Source organism: Dactylosporangium sp. CS-033363 (assembly GCF_050942475.1).
Lineage (GTDB): Bacteria > Actinomycetota > Actinomycetes > Mycobacteriales > Micromonosporaceae > Dactylosporangium.
In genome coordinates, this window is sequence record NZ_CP192032.1 from 6,369,267 (window position 1) to 6,388,688 (window position 19,422).

At 72.0% G+C, this 19,422-nt stretch carries 16 protein-coding genes; 6 read left to right on the forward strand and 10 right to left on the reverse strand.

Annotated elements, in window-relative coordinates:
• Positions 1-41: 41 nt before the first annotated feature.
• On the reverse strand, positions 42-2,168 hold the full coding sequence (locus ACQPZ4_RS29505; RefSeq protein WP_433042293.1) for an MMPL family transporter: 2,127 nt from the start codon (positions 2,166-2,168) through the stop codon (positions 42-44).
• 191 nt (positions 2,169-2,359) lie between these two features.
• Here ACQPZ4_RS29505 and ACQPZ4_RS29510 point away from each other — a divergent pair, with 191 nt between their 5' ends.
• From ACQPZ4_RS29510 to ACQPZ4_RS29520, 3 genes are all read left to right on the forward strand, one after another.
• Positions 2,360-3,016, forward strand: coding sequence for a winged helix-turn-helix transcriptional regulator (locus ACQPZ4_RS29510; protein ID WP_433042296.1), 657 nt, complete (start codon positions 2,360-2,362; stop codon positions 3,014-3,016).
• Positions 3,017-3,087: 71 nt separating this feature from the next.
• Positions 3,088-4,305 carry a cytochrome P450 gene (locus tag ACQPZ4_RS29515; RefSeq protein WP_433042299.1) on the forward strand — a complete coding sequence of 406 codons (1,218 nt, stop codon included), beginning with the start codon at positions 3,088-3,090 and terminating at the stop codon, positions 4,303-4,305.
• Between the two features lie 5 nt (positions 4,306-4,310).
• Complete coding sequence (locus tag ACQPZ4_RS29520) at positions 4,311-4,508, forward strand: ferredoxin (RefSeq protein ID WP_433042302.1); 198 nt, start codon at positions 4,311-4,313, stop codon at positions 4,506-4,508.
• Between the two features lie 393 nt (positions 4,509-4,901).
• Here the strand turns inward: ACQPZ4_RS29520 and ACQPZ4_RS29525 are convergent, their stop codons facing one another.
• Positions 4,902-5,483 carry a MerR family transcriptional regulator gene (locus tag ACQPZ4_RS29525; protein ID WP_433042305.1) on the reverse strand — a complete coding sequence of 194 codons (582 nt, stop codon included), beginning with the start codon at positions 5,481-5,483 and terminating at the stop codon, positions 4,902-4,904.
• Between the two features lie 453 nt (positions 5,484-5,936).
• Here ACQPZ4_RS29525 and ACQPZ4_RS29530 point away from each other — a divergent pair, with 453 nt between their 5' ends.
• From ACQPZ4_RS29530 to ACQPZ4_RS29540, 3 genes are all read left to right on the forward strand, one after another.
• Positions 5,937-6,671 carry a helix-turn-helix domain-containing protein gene (locus ACQPZ4_RS29530; protein WP_433042308.1) on the forward strand — a complete coding sequence of 245 codons (735 nt, stop codon included), beginning with the start codon at positions 5,937-5,939 and terminating at the stop codon, positions 6,669-6,671.
• 192 nt (positions 6,672-6,863) lie between these two features.
• Positions 6,864-7,124: a hypothetical protein gene (locus ACQPZ4_RS29535; protein ID WP_433042311.1), complete on the forward strand. Its 261-nt coding sequence runs from the start codon at positions 6,864-6,866 to the stop codon at positions 7,122-7,124.
• Between the two features lie 20 nt (positions 7,125-7,144).
• A complete protein-coding gene (locus ACQPZ4_RS29540) occupies positions 7,145-7,672 on the forward strand; it encodes an NUDIX hydrolase (RefSeq protein ID WP_433042314.1) in 528 nt (175 codons plus the stop codon).
• Between the two features lie 58 nt (positions 7,673-7,730).
• On the opposite strand, the gene ACQPZ4_RS29545 is transcribed toward ACQPZ4_RS29540, so the two are convergent.
• The 8 genes from ACQPZ4_RS29545 to ACQPZ4_RS29580 form a co-directional block, all read right to left on the reverse strand.
• On the reverse strand, positions 7,731-9,095 hold the full coding sequence (locus ACQPZ4_RS29545; RefSeq protein ID WP_433042317.1) for a cytochrome P450: 1,365 nt from the start codon (positions 9,093-9,095) through the stop codon (positions 7,731-7,733).
• A complete protein-coding gene (locus tag ACQPZ4_RS29550; protein ID WP_433042320.1) occupies positions 9,092-9,631 on the reverse strand; it encodes a flavin reductase family protein in 540 nt (179 codons plus the stop codon). The genes ACQPZ4_RS29545 and ACQPZ4_RS29550 overlap by 4 nt, the downstream gene beginning before the upstream one ends.
• A 28-nt stretch (positions 9,632-9,659) precedes the next feature.
• A complete protein-coding gene (locus ACQPZ4_RS29555) occupies positions 9,660-10,100 on the reverse strand; it encodes an acyl-CoA thioesterase (protein ID WP_433042323.1) in 441 nt (146 codons plus the stop codon).
• Positions 10,101-10,102: 2 nt separating this feature from the next.
• The gene (locus tag ACQPZ4_RS29560) at positions 10,103-15,871 is read right to left on the reverse strand and encodes a type I polyketide synthase (RefSeq protein WP_433042326.1); all 5,769 of its coding nucleotides are present in this window, start codon (positions 15,869-15,871) and stop codon (positions 10,103-10,105) included.
• Positions 15,872-15,935: 64 nt separating this feature from the next.
• Positions 15,936-16,925 (reverse strand): DUF1702 family protein, encoded by a 990-nt coding sequence (locus tag ACQPZ4_RS29565; RefSeq protein ID WP_433042329.1) that lies wholly within the window; start codon positions 16,923-16,925, stop codon positions 15,936-15,938.
• A gap of 139 nt (positions 16,926-17,064) precedes the next feature.
• Positions 17,065-18,057, reverse strand: a complete 993-nt coding sequence (locus ACQPZ4_RS29570) for a DUF1702 family protein (protein WP_433042332.1) — start codon at positions 18,055-18,057, stop codon at positions 17,065-17,067.
• A 16-nt stretch (positions 18,058-18,073) separates the two neighbouring features.
• On the reverse strand, positions 18,074-18,655 hold the full coding sequence (locus ACQPZ4_RS29575; RefSeq protein ID WP_433042335.1) for a copper resistance CopC family protein: 582 nt from the start codon (positions 18,653-18,655) through the stop codon (positions 18,074-18,076).
• Positions 18,652-19,254: a hypothetical protein gene (locus ACQPZ4_RS29580; RefSeq protein ID WP_433042338.1), complete on the reverse strand. Its 603-nt coding sequence runs from the start codon at positions 19,252-19,254 to the stop codon at positions 18,652-18,654. Before ACQPZ4_RS29580 ends, ACQPZ4_RS29575 begins: the two co-directional genes overlap by 4 nt.
• Between the last annotated feature and the right edge of the window lie 168 nt (positions 19,255-19,422).

Sequence of the window (19,422 nt, forward strand, 5' to 3'; positions counted from 1 at the left end):
CCGGCGGGTCGTTCACCGGGGGACGGCATCGCAACATGTTCCTAGGCCGGCACGACCGGGCGTTCCGGTGCGTCCGCGATGGCATCGGGCTCCGGGTCGTCGTCCTTGGCGGCGAGCGGGCTCGGCCACCAGATGCGCTTGCCGAAGTCCAGGTTCAGCGCGGTCACCAGCACCGAGCGGACGATCAGGGCGTCGAGGAGCACGCCGAGCGCGACCGCGAAGCCGAGCTCCGCGAAGAACACCAGCGGCAGGTTGGCCAGCACGGCGAACGTCGCCGCGAGGACCAGGCCGGCCGAGGTGATGACGCCACCGGTGGTGGCCAGGCCGGTGAGCATGCCGCGGCGGGTGCCGACGACCTGCGCCTCCTCCCGGACCCGGGTCATCAGGAAGATGTTGTAGTCGATGCCGAGGGCGACCAGGAACACGAACGCCATCAGCGGGAACGAGCTGTCGGAGCTGTCGAAGCCGAACACGCCCTTGAAGACCACCGCGCTGATGCCCAGGGCCGCGGCGTAGGACAGCACCACGGTGGCGATGAGCAGCAGCGGGGCCACCACGGCGCGCAGCAGCAGGCCGAGGATCAGCAGCACCGCGGCGAGCACGAGCGGGATGACCAGCATGTTGTCGTGCCGGTTGGCCTTGTTCATGTCGATGGTACTGGCAGTCGGCCCACCCACCTTCGCATCCGCACCGGCCACGGCGTGCACGGCGTCGCGCACCCGCAGCACCGTCGCCTCGGCGGCGCTGGTGTCCGGCAGGTCCTTGAGCACGCCCTGCAGCATCACCAGGTCCCCGGCGACCAGCGGCGGGCCGACCTCGGCGATGCCGTCGGTACCGCGGATCGCGGTCGTCAGCGCCTCGCTCGCACTCGCCTTGCCGATGACGACGACCGGCTGGCCCTCGCCGCCCGGGAAGTGCTTCGCGGCGACCTCGGCCCCGACGATCGCCTGCGGCTTGTCCACGAACGAGTCGGTGACGGACAGGCCGGTCGCGTTGAGCTGGGTCAGGCCGAGCGCGCAGATCGCGAGCGCGGCCGCGGTGGCGACCCAGACCGTGCGGGGCTTGCCGGCGATGCCGCGGCCGAGCCGGCTCCACAGCCCGCCGGTCGCGCTCTTCTCCTCGGTGCCGACCTTCGGCTTGACCGGCCAGAAGATCCAGCGGCCGAAGATGACCAGCAGCGCGGGCAGCAGCGTGATCATGGACAGGAAGCCCATGCCGATGCCGATCGCGCAGACCGGGCCGAGGCCCTTGGTCGAGTTCATGTCGGCGACCATGAGGCACAGCATGCCCACGGCCACGGTGCCGGCGCTGGCCAGCATCGCCGGTCCGGCGCGGTGCAGGGCGATCGCCATCGCCTGGTGCCGGTCGGCGTGGCGGCGCAGCTCCTCGCGGTACCGCGCGATGAGCAGCAGGGCGTAGTCGGTGCTCGCCCCGAAGACCAGCACCGTGAGGATGCCGGCGCTCTGGCCGTTCACGGTGAGCCCGGCGTTCTTGGCCAGCAGGTAGATGAACGCCTGCGTGACGTTGAGCGCCACGAGCGCCGAGATGACCGGCAGGATCCACGCGAACGGGCTGCGGTACGCGAAGAGCAGGATGATGATCACCACGACGACCGTGGTGAGCAGCAGCGCCTGATCGGTGCCGGAGAACGAGCTGACGTTGTCACCGGCGACGCCGACCTGGCCGGAGACGTACACGTTGAGGCCGTTCCTGTTCGCCTCGACGATCTCCTTCATCGCCTTGACGCGGTCCGGGGCCTTGGTGAAGCCGTCGGAGCCCATCTTGACCGGGACGATGACCTGGATCGCCTTGCCGTCCGCGGACTTCAGCGGGCCGATGACGCTGCCCGTGACGCCGTCGACCCCGGCGAGCCTGCCGGCGTCCGCGGCGGCCTTGGACTCGTCGGCCGAGCTGACCCCGTCGGGCCGCTCGTAGACGATGACCGCGGCGGCGATGTCCGCGGTGTTGAACTTCTCCTGCAGCTCGACCACCTGGGTGGCCTCCGCCCCACTGGGCAGCCACTGCGCTTGGTCGTTCTGTTGCACGTCGGGGAACTTCGCCGACAGCTGGCCGGCGACGCCGAATCCGAGCACGATCCAGACGACGAGGACGATCCATTTCGTCCATCGCCCGCTGACGATTCGAGCCGGGCCGGAAGCGCGCTCCATGAGCCCCTCCAGATGATCACTTCATCGGTCGGTACGGGACAGGCGACGTGCGTGATCATGTGGGCGGAGCACGCAAGCACGTCAGTTGAGCGGGGGTCGGGCCCGCGAGGCCGTACCCGCATCGATCGGAACCAAGCTTGCCGAAAACAAGTGGGGTATGTCAAACGGTTGCTTCATCTATGCTGCGAAGTATGGTTGACAGAACCGCTGGGCACTTCAACGGGATCACGCGGGCGCTGGACCTCGTCGGCGAGCGCTGGACCCTGCGCATCATCAGGGATCTGCTGGTGTCCCCGCGGCGCTACACCGACCTGCGCAACGGCGAGCCGCCGATCCCGACGAACACCCTCGCCGCGCGCCTGCGCGAGCTGGAGGCGGAGGGCATCGTCGGCCGCCGGGTGCTGCCGCGCCCGGCCAACGCGGTCGTGTACGAGCTGACCGATCGCGGCAAGGGCCTGGAGGGCATCATCATCGCCCTCGGCCGCTGGGGGGCCCGCGCCCTCACCAGCGGCGGCGAGCCCGATCCGCTCACCACCGACACCCTGGTGATCGCCATGCGGACCATGTTCGACCCGTTCGCCCGCCAGGAGCTCGACGCGGTCTTCGAGCTGCACGTCGGCGAGGTCGCGGCGACCCTGTGCGTGCGCCACGGCGTGCTCGAGACGGCGCCCGGCGTCACCGGCGGCGCCGACCTCGTGATCCACACCGGGCAGGAGCTCGCCGCGATCCTCACCGGCGAGCTCGACCCGCAGGAGGCGCTGCGCTCCGGGGTACTGCGCCTGGACGGCGACCACTCCCTGCTTGCGCCCTTCCTGGCCGCATTCCACTTCGAGTCATCCGCAACTTGAAGGATGTACACCTTTCGATCCGTCGATACCGTCGAGCCGTTCAGCGCACCCGCGACCACGAGGGGCAGGCGATGGCGCACTCCACCGACTCCGAACTTCAGGCCTTCCCGTTCGGCTGTCCGCGCAGCGGACCGTTCGACCCGCCGCACGAGGAACGCGCGTACCGCCTGAGCACCCCGATGAGCCGGGTGGGCCTGCCCGGCGGCGGGGTGACCTGGCTCGCCGCCCGGCACGCCGACGTCCGCCAGGTGCTGCGCGACCCGTCGTTCAGCGCGGACATCACGGCCCCCGGGTTCCCGCTGGTCGGGCCGGTGCCGCCGCAGGACGACAAGAGCCGCGCGGGGGCGTTCATCCGGATGGATCCGCCGGAGCACACGCTGTACCGCAGACTGCTGACCCCGGAGTTCATGGTCAAGGCGGTGCAGCGGCTCGAGCCGCTCATCGTGCAGACCGTGGACCGTTTCCTGGACGAGCTCGAGGCGGCCGGCGCGCCCGCGGACTTCGTCGAGCACTTCGCGCTGCCGGTGCCCTCGATGGTCATCTCGCACCTGCTCGGCGTGCCGTACGAGGAGCACGAGTTCTTCCAGCGCAACAGCCACACGCTGCTGGACAACCACGCGGCGCCCGAGGCGATGATGGCCGCGATGGGCGACCTGCGCGAGTCGCTGGGCAAGCTGGTCGAGCTCAAGCGGCGCGAGCCGGCCGACGACCTGACCAGCCGCCTCGCCCAGCAGCTCGACGCCGGCACGCTCACCCACGACGACGTGGTCGGGGTGGCCCTGCTGCTGCTCATCGCCGGGCACGAGACCACCGCGAACATGCTCGGGCTGGGCACGTTCCTGCTGCTGCGGTCGCATCCCGAGGAGTGGGCGGCGCTGGTCACCCGGCCCGAGCGCGCGCCGGCACTGGTCGATGAGCTGCTGCGGTACCTCACGATCGTGCACCACGGCCTCCCGCGCATCGCCACCCGGGACGTGCAGGTCGGCGAGCAGCTCGTGCGCGCCGGCGAGGGGGTCATCGTGCTGCTCTCGGCGGCGAACCGGGACGCCGCCGTCTTCGCCGACCCGGACCGCTTCGACGTCGACCGCGGCGCGCAGCAGCACGTGTCGTTCGGCTTCGGCATGCACCAGTGCATCGGCCAGCCGCTCGCCCGCGCGGAGCTGCGCATCGCGTTCACCCGGCTGGCGGCGCGGCTGCCTGGGCTGGCCCTCGCCCCCGAGGCCGGCCAGACGGTGCTGCGGCCGGACTCGTTCATCTACGGCGTGCACAAGCTCTTCGTGCGGTGGTGAGCGGGATGCGCGTGCTCGTCGACCGCGACCGGTGCTGCGGCTCCGGCAACTGCGTGGCCAACGCGCCCGAGGTCTTCGACCAGGACGACGACGGTCTGGTACGGCTCCTGTGCGTTTCCGTCCCGCCCGAGTCCCGCGACGCGGTGCTCGACGCCCTCGACCTCTGCCCCACCGGTGCCATTTCCGAGGCCGCCGGAACCTAATTGCATGCCGCGTGCACAAATACTTTGAACGACCACCGGCGACGGTGGTCGTTCGCTGTTCGGTCAACTATTCTCAGGCCGTGGGAGCGATATCACGATCCACATAGCGATCTCCTTATTGCTCAATACGAAGGTTCACGTGCATCCGCAATTGCAAACGCCTTCTGCCGCGCCATTCCGTCTCGTCTCTTTTCGCATCACCCGCAAATACCGTCCGCATATCCCGTGAAGTGGGCGCGCTAATTTACCCGGAGCGAACATCCGGTAACCTGCGCGAAATCAGGCATCGTTCGTTGTCGCTTTCCTGACACTCTTACAAACCGTGCCGAAAACACGACGAGATCCCTTCGGGTCCGAAGGGATCTCATTTGGTACCGGGCGGCGCCGGCGGGCTCACCCCGGGCCGGGGACGGTCTGGGCCTCCTGCGCGAGCCGGCGCATGGTCGTCATGACCACATCGAAGAGCACGGTGCGCACCGCGGTCACCGCCGGGCCGACGTCGTCGCCGTCGCCGAGCAGCTCCAGCTCGTGCACGGCCAGCCGGCGGGCCGCCTCGATGTACGGGCCGAGGATCTCGCGCTCGGAGGCGCAGCCGGAGCGGCAGAAGGAGACCAGGACGTGGGCGAGCGTCTCGCGGGCCGGTGAGGTGGCCTCCACGTCCCAATGAAGGGCATTCAGGTATTCACTCACGCGCTGGCGGGCGTTGCCGACGTCCTCGTGCAGCCGGCCGTCGACGCGGTCGGCGTACAGCACGCCGTTGACCGCCTGGTAGAGCTCGGCCCGGGTCAGCGTCTTGTCGTCGACGGCCTCCAGGATGTCCCGCACGGCCGCCAGGCCCAGCTGGCCGACGGTGGTGAGCAGCCGGATCAGCCGCAGCCGCTCGAGGTGCGTCTCGTCGTAATCGGCCTGGTTGCGCGCGGTCGGCACGCCCGGGGGTAACAGTCCCTCACGCAGATAGAACTTGATGGTCGGCACGGACACACCGCAGCGAGCACTGAGCGCAGAGATCCGCACCATGCCTCCCCCGCATCGACGAAGCTGGCTCGAATTCTGCCACGAAGATCCGGCGATTACTACCGTCCACCACAGTGAACACCGTTCAATCCGTGCCACGAAGGAATGGAGAGTGTCGATATCTACGCCGACCTGCGGCGTGGTCCCGGATAGCAGGAATCGCCACTCTCACGGCCGTGCGGAAGTTTGCCCGCCGCATCGCTTGCAGCACAACGAAAAGCGCGACCTCCACGTCGCAGAGTGTTGCCTCCGGACATACCCTCCGCTAGCATCTACGTCGATCACACCGACGTCTCGGGCGGGGATTACCGGGTGATTCTCCCTTGGTCATATGACCGAATCTTTTGCTTTGAATGCCGGAGGTTCGTCGTGCAAAGCACTGTCGAAGATGCCATTGGACGTGCAATCGCTACGATGCGCAGCAATTTAGCTGAGCCCGTGACGATCGATGACCTGGCCCGAGCGGCGATGTTCAGCAAGTTCCACTTCTCCCGCATGTTCCAGCGCGTCACCGGCGTGTCACCGGGCCGCTTCCTCTCGGCCATCCGCCTGGAGGAGGCCAAGCACCTGCTGCTCACCACCTCGCTCAACGTGGCGGACATCAGCATGCGGGTCGGCTACAACAGCGTCGGGACGTTCAGCAGCCGGTTCTCGCGCAGCGTCGGGGTCTCCCCGACCGCGTACCGGCGGCTCGGCGGGTACATCGCCACCATCCCCAGCCAGGACCCGTGCGGCCCGGACACGGCCCGCATCAGTGGCCGGATCGGCCTGCCCGCGCAGCTGCGCCGGCCGGGGCTGATCTTCATCGGCCTGTTCCCCACCCCCATCCCCGAGGGCCGCCCGGTCAGCTGCGCGGTCCTGCGCGGCCCCGGCAGCTACGAGCTGCGCGCCATGCCCGGCGAGCAGTACTACCTGCTGGCCCACGGCGTGACCGGCGACCCGGAAGCGGCGCAGCAGCCCAACCTGACGGTCGCCACGTGCGGCCCGCTGGCCGTGGAGCGCGACGCGCGCCTGAACCTCGACGTGATGCTGCAGCCGGTCGGCCGCCTGGATCTGCCGGTCCTGCTGGCCCTCCAGGACGCCCGCAAGACGGCCCTGCAGCGCATGGCCGACGACCCGGCACGCCACACCCAGCTGGCCGCGGCCTGATCGTTCCGGGACGGCTTCGGACGTTTTCTTGGGACGGCCCGGCCTCGGTGCCGGGCCGTCCCGCCTTCGGCAATCCCGCCTTGGGCGATCCCGCCTTGGGCGATCCCGCCTTGGGCGATCCCGCCTTGGGCGATCCCGCCTTGGGCAATGTCGAAGACGCTTTTCGGGTACCGCCTTCCGCATGCTGAATGCGTGGCAAACGACACCGCGTGGCGCTCCCACCTCGACCACGCGATGGCGGCCCTGCAGGCCATCCAGCGCGCGGCCGAACAGGACCCGCAGGGCGACGGCCCGGCGGCCGACCCCCTGATGGCCGCCCTGTTCGCCCTGGAGACCTGCCGCGCGGCCCGGTCGCACGTCAACGACCTCATCGACGCCCTCACGGCCCGGGCGGTCGGCCACGGCGCCAACTGGGCCGCCCTAGGATTCCGGTTCGACGCCTACGACGAGTAGCGCATCCACGGAGGCCCCGAATGCGGTGGACCGTAGGCCAGACGCGCACCCTCTACCAGGACCGCTGGGTCCACCTGCAGACCGCCGACGTCGAGGCCCCCGGCGGCCACCACTTCGACCACCGGATGATCCGCAGCGCGAACGGCGCCTACGCCCTCATCGTCGTCGACGGCCACGTCCTGCTGCTGTGGCGGCACCGCTTCATCCCCGACACCTGGGGCTGGGAGGTCCCGGGCGGCCGCATCGAACCCGGCGAGCAGCCCGACTTCGCCGCCGCCCGCGAGGCCACCGAAGAGACCGGCTGGCGCCCCGCCGGCGCGCTGGAGCCCCTCGCGGAGTTCTTCCCGATGGCCGGCCTGGTCAGCGCCCACCACCACGTCTTCCTGGGCTTCGGCGCCGTGCGCGTCGGCCCGCCCGCGGACGAGTTCGAGTCCGACCGCATCGTCTGGGTCCCGCTCGACGACATCCGCGGCCTCATCACCGCCGGCGAGGTCTCCGACGGCACCACGCTCCTCGCGCTGCTGGCCCTCCTGGACCGCCTCCGCTGAAACGGGCATGCGAAAGCCGGCCGGCTCCCCAGGGAACCGGCCGGCTTCGTGTGTGACGTCAGGACTTGGCGTCGTGCACCGTCATCGGGAGGCCGCCGCGGATGCGCAGGGACATCATCGGCTCCGGGACCACCTCGCGGCCCGGCAGCAGGCGCAGCTCCAGGTCCCGCATCAGGGTGGCCAGGACCAGGACCGCCTCCATCATGCCCAGGTGGTTGCCGACGCAGAAGCGCGGGCCCGCGCCGAACGGGAGGTAGGCGTACCGCGGCCGGTCGTTCACCGCCGCCGGGTCGAAGCGCGAAGGGTCGAAGCGCAGCGGGTCCGGCCAGAAGTCCGGGTGGCGGTGCATGGTGAAGGGGCAGATCAGCACGTCCGCGCCCGACGGCACGTGGTAGCCGCCGATCTCGTCCGCGGACTGGGCCGCGCGCGGCAGGATCCACACCGGCGGGTACAGGCGCATGACCTCCTCGATGACCATGTGCGTGTACTGCAACCGGTGCAGGTCGTCCGCCACCGGCAGGCGGTCGCCCAGCACGGCGACGGCCTCCTCGTGCAGGCGCTCGCGAATCTCGGGGTGGGCGTCGATGAGGTACAGCGACCAGCTCAGCGTGCTGGCCGTCGTCTCGTGGCCGGCCAGCAGCAGCGTCACCAGCTCGTCGTTCAGCCGCTGCTTGGCCACCCGCGGGTCGGACTCCTGCGCCACCGAGAGGATGAGCCGGGACAGGACGTCGTCGCGGCCCTCCACATCGGCGCCGCGCTCGGCTACCAGTTGCGAGACGATGCCCTGCAGCTCGCGCTTGGCCTTGCGGAAGCGGAGCTGGTGCGGCAGGGGCAGGAACATCGGCACCGAGCCCAGCGTGGCGAGCTCGAACATCGCCTGCTCCTGCACGGCCGCGAAGGACGCGTCGACATTCGCGAACGCGCGCAGGTTGGTGTCCATGAGCGCGGCGCCGAGCACGCCGAGCGTCAGCCCCGTCATCTCGCGCACGACGTCGACCGGGCCGCCGGCGGCGCCGGCGCGCAGGCGGTCGACCAGGGCGGCCGCCTCGGTGGCGATGACGCCGGCCTGCTGCACGATGCGGCGGTTCTGGAAGGCGGGCTGGATCACCTTGCGCTGCTTGCGCCACAGGTCGCCCTCGCTGGTGAGCAGGCCGTCGCCGAGGGCGCGGCGGGCGTGGACCAGGCCGATGCCCTTGTGGTACGCGCCCGCGTTGTCGGCCAGGACGTGCTTGGCGTGGTCGGGGTGGTTGAAGAAGTACAGCCACTTCGGGCCGACCGGGATGCGCACGGCGTCGCCGTACTGGGCGGCGGCGTCGGTCATCATGCCGAGCCGGTCGCGGTTCATGACGCGCAGCATGCGCATCGCCTGGGAGCGCGGCGGGCCCGGCGGAAAGCGCCGGGCCCGCACGTCGAGTGAGGTCATCTGGGAGCCTCCGTGGGAACGGGCTCGAGGGCGTGGAAGCGGCCGGCCAGGAAGAGCAGGGCGTCGCCGGGGGCCACGCTGCCACCGGCCGCCAGCAGCTCGCCCAGGAAGATGGTGTGGTCGCCGCCGTCGTAGCGGCGCCAGACGCGGCACTCGAAGTGGGCCAGGGAGCCCGCGATGAGGGGCGCGCCGGTCCGCTCGCCGGGCAGCCAGTCGACGGCGTCGAACTGCTGGCGGCCCAGCGGGCGGTGGCGGTTGGCGAAGTGCCGCGCGACCGCCTCCTGCCGCGCGGACAGGACCGAGACGCCGAAGACGCCGGCGTCGGTGAGCGAGGCGTGCATGATCGCCTGGCGTTCCACGCACACCGACACCAGCGGCGGGTCGAGCGACACCGAGGTGAAGGAGTTCGCGGTCATGCCGTGCGGTGCGGCGCCGCCGACGGTCACCACGGTGACGCCGGTCGCGAAGGCCCCGAACGTGGTGCGCAGCACGCGCGTGTCGAGGGTGCCGGTCGGTGCTTCTTGCTGGACGTCCACGCGGGCCTCCACAAACCAACAGCAGATTTCAGACCTGAGCGAATTCGGTGTACGGCGCCAGCGCACGCACCAGCGCATCCGGCACGCGGGCCGGCTCGGTCCGGGTGTTCGGCCCCCGCATGCAGGCCACCCGCTGGCTGCCCCGGGCGATGAGCGCCTCGGTGCCGTCCGGGTCGAGCCGCACGTAGTCGAACGCGAACTGGATCTGGGTCTGGCCCAGCTCGACGAGGCGCATCCGGATCGACAGCTCGTCGAACGCGGTGATCTCGGCGAAGAACTCGCAGTCGACCTTCAGCGTGAACAGCTTCAGGTCCTGCTGCAGGTCGGCCAGCACCTCGGGGGCCTTGGTCTTGAGGAACATCTCCCGGCAGCGGCCCTGCCAGCGCAGGTAGTTGACGTAGTAGACGTTGCCGACGAGGTTGGTCTCCTCGAAGCCGACCGTGTGCAGGTACTCGAAGTACGCGCCCACCGCTAGTTCCCTTCCTGGGTCAGGATCGCGAACACCACCGGCTCGGGCCGGCCGTGCACGGTCGTGGCGAACGTGGCGATCCGCGCGTCGCCGGAGCCGAAGACGATCCAGCCGTCGCGGCTCTCCGGCAGCAGGGTGAGCGGGTCGGTGGCGAGCCGCCCGGCCTTCTGCAGGCACTCCACGGCCGACCAGACCCGGGTCGCCGCGGTCGACGGCGCCTCGCCGTTCGTCCCGGCCACCAGCCGGGCCAGCCCGGCGTGGGCGCCCAGCAGCCCGCTCCACGTCTCCGGGTCGCGCTCGGCGGCCAGTTCGACGTCGCAGGCGAGCGCGCCGGTGCCGGCGACGGCGAAGGTCAGCCCGTCGGTGTGCGCCGCCGAGACCGCGTCGGCGCCGTCGACCTCCGGGCGCCCGTCCGGCCGGTACCGCACCTCGACCACCCGGCCCACCGCCCGGCTCAGCGCCACCGCGGTCGACGCGCGGCGCTGCGCCACGAAGTCCCCGTCACCGTCCACGGTGGAGGGCTCCACGACCACCGCGGGGCTCGCGCCCAGCAGGTCGCCGAGGCTGCGCTCGAGGTACGGACCGATCAGGGCCGGTGCCCACGGGCCGCGCCCGTCGTTCTTGCGCACCGCCCGCAGCCGCAGCCCCTCCCAGCGCTCCACCGCCCGGCCGGAGCCGTCGCGCAGCACCACGTCGTACACGTAGCTGTCCCCGTCCCGGCTGCGCTCGGTCGCGCAGTAGCGCAGCTCGCCGGCGTCCATCCCGTGCTCGCCGGCCGGGTGGATGCGCTCCACCGCCTCCGGCAGCAGCGTCGCGTGCGGTACGCACACCTGGTTGCCGTGCATGAGCGTGTCGCGCACGCCGGGGTCGCCGAGCAGGAGCCGGGACGGGAGGTACCCGGCGAACCAGCCGACCGGCTTGGCCTCCACGAGCGCGGCGTCGACCCGGCGCGCGGCGGCGTGGTGGTAGCGGTACAACCGCTGAAAACGCGGACCCTGGAACAGGACGTCGCCGTAGAGCGCCTCGGCGGGCACCAGCGGCACGACCGGCAGCTCGGCGTCGACCTGCTCCGGTGCCCCCTCGGGCGCCACCGCACCGTTCAGGCGCAGCCGGGCCCGGAAGTGGTCGGCCGCGAACGACGTCTCGGCGCTGCGGATGACCACCTCGACCTGGTCGTCGTCGACCACGGTGGCGGCGATGCGCACCCGGGTCGAGCCGCCCGGCGGGACCACGATCGGCCGCAGGAACCGGGCGTCCTCGACGGTCGGGACCGCCTCGATGCCGGTGACCGCCGACGCGACCTGGGCCATCGCCTCCATGCCGAAGACCGCCGGCATGAGCAGGTTGCCGTCCAGCTCGTGGTCGCCGAGGTACAGGTCGGTGCCCGCGTCCAGGTCGACCTCGGTGACGAGCTCGACGCCGTGGTAGTACACCAGCGGGCGCCCGACGAAGCGCAGCAGCGGCAGTTGCGGGGCGTTGCGGCGTACCGTGTCGATGCCCTCGGTGCGGCCGCTGATGACGACCACGCTCGGGGCGTCGGGGTCGGCGAGGATCCGCCGCAGCATGGCCACGCCCTGGTCGGGGGTGATCGGCACGACCCCGTCGCGGTTGAGCTGTTCGACGACGGAGAGCCGCTCCCCCATGCCGACGCCGGACCAGACCGACCACTCGAGGCAGATCGCCCGCAGCTTCGGGTACCGCTGCGCGAGCGCGCTCGTCTCGCCGGCCAGCCAGTCGTTGGCCGTCGCGTAGTGCGCCTCGCCGCGCAGCCCGGCCCGGCCGATGATGCTGCCGAGCGTGACGAGCAGCCGCAGCCGCTCGGGGTCGACGGCGTCGAGGACGGCCCGCAGCCCGTCGAGCTTCGGCGCGAACGTGCTGCGGAACGCGGCCATGTCGAGGCCGTGCAGGGCGGCCGGCTCGTTGCGCCCGGCCCCGTGCAGCAGCGCGGTGACCGGACCCGACTCGCTGGTCAGCTCCTCGACGGCCGCGCGGACGGCGGCGGGATCGGTGACGTCGGCCCGCCCGTACCGCACCCGCACGCCCTGGCCGCGCATGCGCTCCAGGTTCGCGGCGAGCTCGGTGTCCTCGGCGGGGTCGGAGCGGCCGAGCAGCAGCAGCGTCGCGCCGCTGTCGCCGGCGAGGGCCAGCGCGCACTCGGCGGTGATGCCCTTGCCGCCGCCGGTCACCAGCAGCACGTCGTCGGCCGTCAGCGGGGCCTCGGTGCGGGCCGGGGTGACCGGCATCGGGTGCAGGGTCGGGACGGTGCGCACCCCGTCGGCGTCGTAGAAGGCCTCGTTGAACCGGTTGGTCGCGGCCACCTCGGCCACCACCCAGTCGGTCGCGGCCGGGATCGCCGGGACGTGCGCGATCGTCACCCGCAGGTGCGGGGCCTCCAGGCGCAGGGTCTTGGCCAGGCCGGCGGCGCCGCGGTCGTGCTCGACGAGCACGAACCGGCCCCCGGCCGGCTGGGTCGCGGCCGCCTTGGCCGCGTGCAGGGCCAGCTGCAGCTGCTCCTCGGTGCAGCCCTCGGGCAGGCAGACGAGCACGCCGCCGCCGACCCGGGTGCGCGCCAGCGCGTGCCGGAGGGGCTCGGCGAGCAGGCTGTCCGGCCCGGCGTACACCCGCCAGGTCCCCACCTCGTCCGCCGGTTCGACGCCGGGCAGCGGCAGCGGTTCGAGCTGCACCCGGAAGGCCCGGGCCCACGCGGTCGCGCCGTGCACGACGTCGCCGCCCGCGCCGCCGGCCCCGGTGTCGGTGGCCGCGACGGAGTCGAGGGCCTCGGCCAGCTCGCGGACGGTGGCGACCGCGAAGTTCGTCGGCAGCTGCGAACCGGCCACCTTGAGCTGGGCGGCGACCTGGTTGACGACCTGGCCGACGGTGATCGAGCTCAGGTGCAGGTCGTCGAGCAGCCGGCTGTCCGGGCTGACGAGCTCGAGGGGCAGCTCGGCCCGCTCGGCGGCCAGCCGGCGCAGCAGGTCCAGGCTCGTGGCCGACGGGTCGGCCGCGACCTCGGCGGGTGCCGCAGCCTCGACCACGGCCACGGATTCCACAGTGGACAGCGGCGCCCGCTCGCACGGGTTCTCGAGGAAGGAGAGCGCTGCGCCGACCTCGAGCGGGCGGACGAGCCGGCCGTGGAACAGCGCCGGGTCGACCGGGGCCGCGCCGACGACATAGGCCGCGCCGACCACGCCGAGCAGGTTGGCCAGGGACTCGCTGTCGGTGTCCAGGGCCACGGCCGGCACGTCGGTGGTGCTCGCCGCCAGGCCGCTGAGCACCCGGCCCGGGCCGACCTCGACCAGCAGGTCGACGTCCTTGGCGGCCAGCGCGACGGCCTGCGCGAACAGCACCGGGTCGACGATCTGCCGGTGCAGCAGGTCCCGCACGTCGGTGTCGGCGGCCAGGACGTCCCCGGTCACGGTCGAGACGATGCGCCGTTCGACGGTACCGAACGACTCTGCCGCCAACACGCCCGCGAAGGCCTCCGCGGCCGGCGCGACGAGCGAGGAGTGGAAGGCGTGCGACACCCGCAGCTGGGCCGAGTGCAGCCCGGCGCCGGCGGCGCGCCGGCACACCTCGCCGATCGCGTCGATCGGGCCGGCGACGACCGTCTGGCTGGGGCCGTTGTACCCGCCGATGACGACCGGCAGCCCGGCCAGCAGCGGCGCGACCGCCTCGGGCGAGGACGCGATGCTGGCCATGGTGCCCGACGCGCTGTGCTCGGCCATCGTGCGGCCGCGCTGCCCGGCGATGCGCAGCAGCTGCCGCTCGTCCATGGCGCCGGCCCAGTGCAGGGCGCTGAGCTCGCCGAGGCTGTGCCCGACGGCGACGGCGGCGTCGATGCCGAGCGCTTCGAGCACCCGCAGGCCCGCGACGGAGCCGGTGACGATGCGGGGCTGGGCGACCTCGGTCGCGACGCTGTCGGCTCCGGTGGGCAGACCGGCGCGGTCGTACACCCCGTCGGCCTCCGCGAACCGCCGGCGCATCGCCCCGCCGCTCACCCCGCGGCCCGAACCCTGGCCGGGGAAGAGCAGCCCGACCCGGCCCCGCCCGGACGCGTGCCCGAGCATGGTCCGCCCGTCGCCGGAGAAGTGGGTGGTCTCGTCCCCGTCGAGGATGTCGCGCACCTTGGTCAGGCGCGCCACGGCGTCCTCGGGCGAGCTGACCACGACGGCGGCCCGGTACGGCAGCTCGCGCAGGTCCCGGTGCAGCGTCGCGGCCAGGTCGCCCAGCTGCGCGTAGCTCAGCAGCGGCACGAACTCGATGAGCGTGGTCAGCCGGTCGCGCAGCTCGCGGGGCGAGGCGGCGTCGAGGCAGAGCAGCTCGGCGTCCTGCAGCGAGGCGGCGAGCGCGCGGGTGCGCACGTTCATCGCCGCCCGCCGCGGGTTGGGGTTCTCGACGATGACGTGGCTGTTGATGCCGCCGAAGCCCATCGCCGTGATGCCGGCGCGCACCGGGCGGTCCGTGGGCCACGCCTCGGCCTTGCGCAGCGTGCGCAGGCGGGCGCCGTCCTCGGTGAGCACCGGATGCGGCTGGATGGTGCCGAGCGAGGGCGGAAGGACCTCATGGTGTACCGCCATGACGGCCTTGATGAAGCCCGCCACCCCGGCGGCGGCCTTGGTGTGCCCGATCATGCCCTTGATGGAGCTGATGGCGGCCGGGGGCGCCAGCGGGTCGGCCTGCTCGCGGGCCTGGGACAGCGCGGTCAGCTCGGTGACGTCGCCGACCTTGGTGCCGGTGCCGTGCCCCTCGAACAGCGCGACGGTCTCCACGCCGAAGCCCGCCCGCTCGTACGCCCGGGCGAGGGCCAGCCGGTAGCCGTTGACCTCGGGCCGGGTGATGCCGCCCTTGCCGTCGGAGGAGATGCCGTAGCCGGCGACGGTGGCGTACTGCCGCCGGCCGCTCGTGCGGGCGTCGGCCTCGCGCATCAGCACGACCATGCCGCAGCCCTCGCCGGGCCAGAAGCCGTTGGAGCCGTTGTCGTAGACGCGCATCTCGCCGGTCGCGAGGGCGCCGGTCTTGGCGAAGCCGATGATCTCGAACGGGTCGATGGACAGGTCGACCCCGCCGGCCACGACGACGTCGAGGTCGCCCGCCTCCAGGGCCTTGCAGGCGGTGGCGATCGACAGCAGCGACGAGGAGCAGGCCCCGTCGACGGTGTAGCCGCCGCCCTTGAGGTCGAAGTAGTTGCAGATCCGCCCGGCGATGGTGTTGGACAGCCCGCCGACGAGGCTGTCCTCGTCGACCTCCGGGAACGCGGACTTGTAGGCCGTCTCGTACTTGCCGAGGAACGCCGCGAGCTGGGCGTCGTCCCAGCCCTCCTGGCGCAGCGCGGCCGAGACGGTGCGCTTGACGTACGGCCAGCGCAGCCGCAGCTGCGAGGCCCGGGAGAACTCGCCGGTGAGCGTGTTGCCCACGACGACGCCGGTGCGCTCCAGCGGCAGGCCCTCGGCCATCGGGAAGCCCGCGTCGGCGAGCGCCGTGGCGGCCATGTCCAGCGCCAGCCAGTGGGTCATGTCGGCCGAGCGGAACGTGCTGCCGGCGACCTTGAAGCCGACCCGGTCGAACGAGTAGCCGTCGATGACCGCCGCGTTGCGGGCGTAGAACCGGTCCGGGGCCGCCGGGTCGGGCGACCAGTAGTCCTCCAGCCGCATCCGGCCGTCCGGCAGGCGCCGGAACGCGCGGCGGCCGGCGACCGCGTTCTCCCACAGTTCCTTCGGTGAAGTGGCGTCCGGGTACCGGCACGCCATCCCGATGACAGCGATCCTGGTCATCGTGTGAGCACCCTTCCTGCTGCACATGCGGCGGCTCTGAGCGAATCGGGGGCGAGGGGCACGCCTAGCACCGCCCCAGCGCGACGAACTGGCCGGCGATGCGCTGCCGCCACAGCTCGTACTCGGGTGTGCCGGGCCGCACGGTGGTGCCGGCGGGAGCGGTCCCGGGCTGCTCCAGCGTGACGTCGGTGATGTCGCTGGCCTCCTGCGGCGTGGCGCCGCAGAACACCTGCGTGGCGAGGCTGTTGTGGGGCACGAGCAGGTCGGCCTTGACCCGCGCGGCGGCCGCGAACGCGCAGCCCTGGGCGAGCTCCGGGCGGTACTGCCCGGCGCGCTCGCGGAAGTCGCGCAGCTCGTCCTCCTGCGCCGCTCCGGCGTAGGTGGCGGCGAGCGCGGCCCCGGCGTACAGGTCGGACCGGCGGTCCTCGGCGAACCGGTCGATCATCCGGGCCACCAGCTGCGGGTCGGCGCCGCCGACGAACCACATCGCGCGGCCGACGCCCTGGTCGATGACGCGGTCGGCGTACCAGCCGGGGCCGCCGGCGGGCCAGGAGAAGTTCGTGTGCCGGTACTGCTCGAACACGTACTGGCTGGTCTTGAAGTACGCCTGGTGGAAGCCGTAGCCGTCCAGCACCAGCCAGCGCAGCAGCGGGTCCGGGGCGTACAGGCCGCGCCAGAGCGGGCGGGGCAGCCGGGCCATCGCCCAGCCGACGCCGACGTAGGCCATGTAGATGTGCGGGCGGCCCGGCCCCTCCAGGAACGCGCGGGTCAGCCCGCGGCCCAGGCCCGTGGCGTCGCGGATGGCGAAGGCCATGCCCGCGCCCTCGTAGGCGAAGCCGCGGAACCGGACCGGCACGTCGGCCAGCGGCGCCACGACGTCCTGCGCGGTGCGGGCCTCGGCGGCCTCCGCGAAGCCGTCCAGGAAGGACTTGCCCACCGTCTCCAGCAGGTCCCGGCCGGTGTCGTTCTTGACGTGGAATCCCCGCACGGCCATCGTCGTCTCTTTGACGTTCGGGGTGAGCAACGCACGACGAAGCTTTCCGAATACAGTCATTCGAGGCCCCTCATACTCGATCTGGTTTCCTACGCTCGCATGCGCGTACACCGATGTCTTCTTCGCTTGTGCGGACCGGCGACCTGCGCAAAAGGAAACGCCGCAGGCTTGAGCCTGCGGCGTTTGCAATCGATCGAGATCAGTAAGCGACGGTTTCCGTTTCCGCGAAGTGGGCGTGCAGCAGCCGGCGCCACACCTCGTAGGCCGGCACCCCCTCGCCGCGCAGGCCGCCGGCCGCGACGTCGTCGGCCAGCTTCGAGGCGACGGGCACGCTGAGGCCGGTGAGCACGCCCACCGCCTCGTTGGTGTGCTCGGGCACGCAGCCGGCGAGGTCGCGCGCCTTGGCCGCGAACACCGCGCCCTGCGCCAGTTCCGGGACGTGCCCGGCGGCGAGGGTGCGCAGCGTGGCGTACCCCTCGGGATCGGTGCCGCCCGCGAACGTGGCGGCCAGGCCCACACCGCTCCACAGGTCGGCCCGGCGGTGCTCGGCGAACTTCGCCACCGTCGCCGCCACGTCGGCGGGCTGCCCGCCGTGGATGAACCACAGCGCGCGGCCGACGCCCTGGTCGCAGGCGCGCAGGAAGTACTCGGGGTCGCCCTCCCACGCGTACGGGGCGGGCCGGCGCTGCTGCCAGACCCACTTGTCGGTGTGGAAGTACGCGAGGTCGAAGCCGTAGCCGTCGACGGCGAGCCAGCTCATGGTCGGGTAGTACGGGGTACCGGAGAGGTCTGGAATGACGTTGCGCCACAACGGCCGCGGCAGGTGCGACATCGCGAACCCGATGCCGATGTAGGTCAGCAGCGTGTGCGGGCGGCCGGCCCCGGTGAGCAGTTCGCGGGCCCGGCTGCGGTTGCCGGGCCGCATCGCGTCCAGCACGGTGAGGGCCATCGCCGCGCCCTCGTAGGCGAAGCCGCGCAGCGGGGCGTCGATGAACTCCAGGCGCCGCTCGAGCTCGTCGTTGGTCTTGGTCTCGATGCCCCACTCGAAGCCGCAGATGACGGACTGCGGGATGGCCTCGAGCCGGCGCGTGGCCGCGCTCGGCGTGACCGGGAACCCGCGGGCGGCGAAGGTGACGTCGTGCAGGGACGGCGTGAAGATGTGCCGCCGTACGGATCCGAACACAGTGGCCACGTGGGCCTCCTCGAAGTCAGGTTGGCGGGCGTCCTCCGACAAGCGCGTCGCGCAGGGCCTGGCGGCGCTCGGGCCGCGGCCGCCACAGGAGCAGGGCGACGATGGTCAGCGCGAGCACGACGCCGAGCACGGCCAGGAAGGCGTTGAACGGGTCGCCGCCGCCGGTGTGGTCGTGGTCGGACTGGGTGGCCGCGACCGCGATCGCGGGATTGCCCGGTGCGGCCGGACCGGCCGCGGCGACGGTGTAGCCGGCGCTCCCGGTGACCTCGCGGCCGTCGGTGAAGAGCACGTGATAGGCGATCTGGTACGTCCCGTCGCCCGCGATCCGCGCCGGCACGGCCAGCCGCCGGTCGGTCAGCCGCGGGTCGCCCTGGCTGACCAGGCGCCCGTCGGGGCCGGTGACGGAGAGGTGGAACTCGGCCAGGGCCGGGGTGCCGTCGAAGGTGAGCGCCACCTCGTCCGGGGCGGCCGTGAGCGTGGCCCCGTCGCCGGGGCTGACGGTGCGCAGCTGGGTGGGGCGGACCGCACCCAGCACCATCAGCACCGCGACCCCGGCGATGACCAGCAGCGCCCCGGCCTGCAGCAGCCGACGCCTCATACGCCCGCGGAGGCCAGCGGCCGCGACTCCGGCGCGCACGTGCACGTGGCCTCCTGCTGCTCGGCCTTGTTCGGCCGCAGGTGGTAGTACATGGCGATGACCATCGGGATGGTGACGATGGTGTTGTAGAACAGGTGCAGCTCGACCCGCGGGAAGAACAGCTGCAGCACGCTGGTCGGGACCGCCTTGCCGAACAGGAAGTGCCCGGTCTGCGCCTGCAGCAACAGCAGCAGGTGCTCGATGTGGTGCCAGAACTGGATCCCGAACGCGACCATCCACCAGGTCTTGGCCCGGCCGTGGAACCCGCCGCGCAGGAACCACAGCCCGACGATCATGATCAGCGCGTAGCCGTAGTGCATCCACTCCGACTTGATGAGCCACGGGAACGGCAGGCCGAGCACGCCGCGGGCGTCGGGCAGCTTCCAGCCCAGCACGTAGATCTCGAACGCCTGCGCCACGTGCTCGGCCCAGTGGGCCAGCACGACGACCATGAACAGGTTCACCGCGGTGCGGTGCCGGCTGCCGCTGAGCCAGCCGGTCAGGCCGCCCGGGGCCGCGAAGCCGGCGGCGGCGGGCAGGAACGAATCGTTGGCAGCCATGGGCCACTCCCGGATTGTCGACGCAGCGTCACGATGCGAGTGCGCATTCCGCCGCCGATCCTGCCGGTCCGGACGGGCCCGGAGTTCTTCCAGATTGCTCTCTTGCCGCCCCGGCGAGCGGAATGGCGCTTGTCGCGCACCACTTCCCACGCAGTGATCGACATGAAT

What these genes read in the sequence shown, in the direction of transcription:
- ACQPZ4_RS29530 (WP_433042308.1), top strand. Translation starts at nt 5,937, where the DNA reads ATGCGCAGCAATTTAGCTGAGCCCGTGACGATCGATGACCTGGCCCGA.
- ACQPZ4_RS29545 (WP_433042317.1), bottom strand. Translation starts at nt 9,095, where the DNA reads ATGACCTCACTCGACGTGCGGGCCCGGCGCTTTCCGCCGGGCCCGCCG.
- ACQPZ4_RS29510 (WP_433042296.1), top strand. Translation starts at nt 2,360, where the DNA reads ATGGTTGACAGAACCGCTGGGCACTTCAACGGGATCACGCGGGCGCTG.
- ACQPZ4_RS29515 (WP_433042299.1), top strand. Translation starts at nt 3,088, where the DNA reads ATGGCGCACTCCACCGACTCCGAACTTCAGGCCTTCCCGTTCGGCTGT.
- ACQPZ4_RS29565 (WP_433042329.1), bottom strand. Translation starts at nt 16,925, where the DNA reads ATGACTGTATTCGGAAAGCTTCGTCGTGCGTTGCTCACCCCGAACGTC.
- ACQPZ4_RS29520 (WP_433042302.1), top strand. Translation starts at nt 4,311, where the DNA reads ATGCGCGTGCTCGTCGACCGCGACCGGTGCTGCGGCTCCGGCAACTGC.
- ACQPZ4_RS29575 (WP_433042335.1), bottom strand. Translation starts at nt 18,655, where the DNA reads ATGAGGCGTCGGCTGCTGCAGGCCGGGGCGCTGCTGGTCATCGCCGGG.
- ACQPZ4_RS29580 (WP_433042338.1), bottom strand. Translation starts at nt 19,254, where the DNA reads ATGGCTGCCAACGATTCGTTCCTGCCCGCCGCCGCCGGCTTCGCGGCC.
- ACQPZ4_RS29540 (WP_433042314.1), top strand. Translation starts at nt 7,145, where the DNA reads ATGCGGTGGACCGTAGGCCAGACGCGCACCCTCTACCAGGACCGCTGG.
- ACQPZ4_RS29505 (WP_433042293.1), bottom strand. Translation starts at nt 2,168, where the DNA reads ATGGAGCGCGCTTCCGGCCCGGCTCGAATCGTCAGCGGGCGATGGACG.
- ACQPZ4_RS29560 (WP_433042326.1), bottom strand. Translation starts at nt 15,871, where the DNA reads ATGACCAGGATCGCTGTCATCGGGATGGCGTGCCGGTACCCGGACGCC.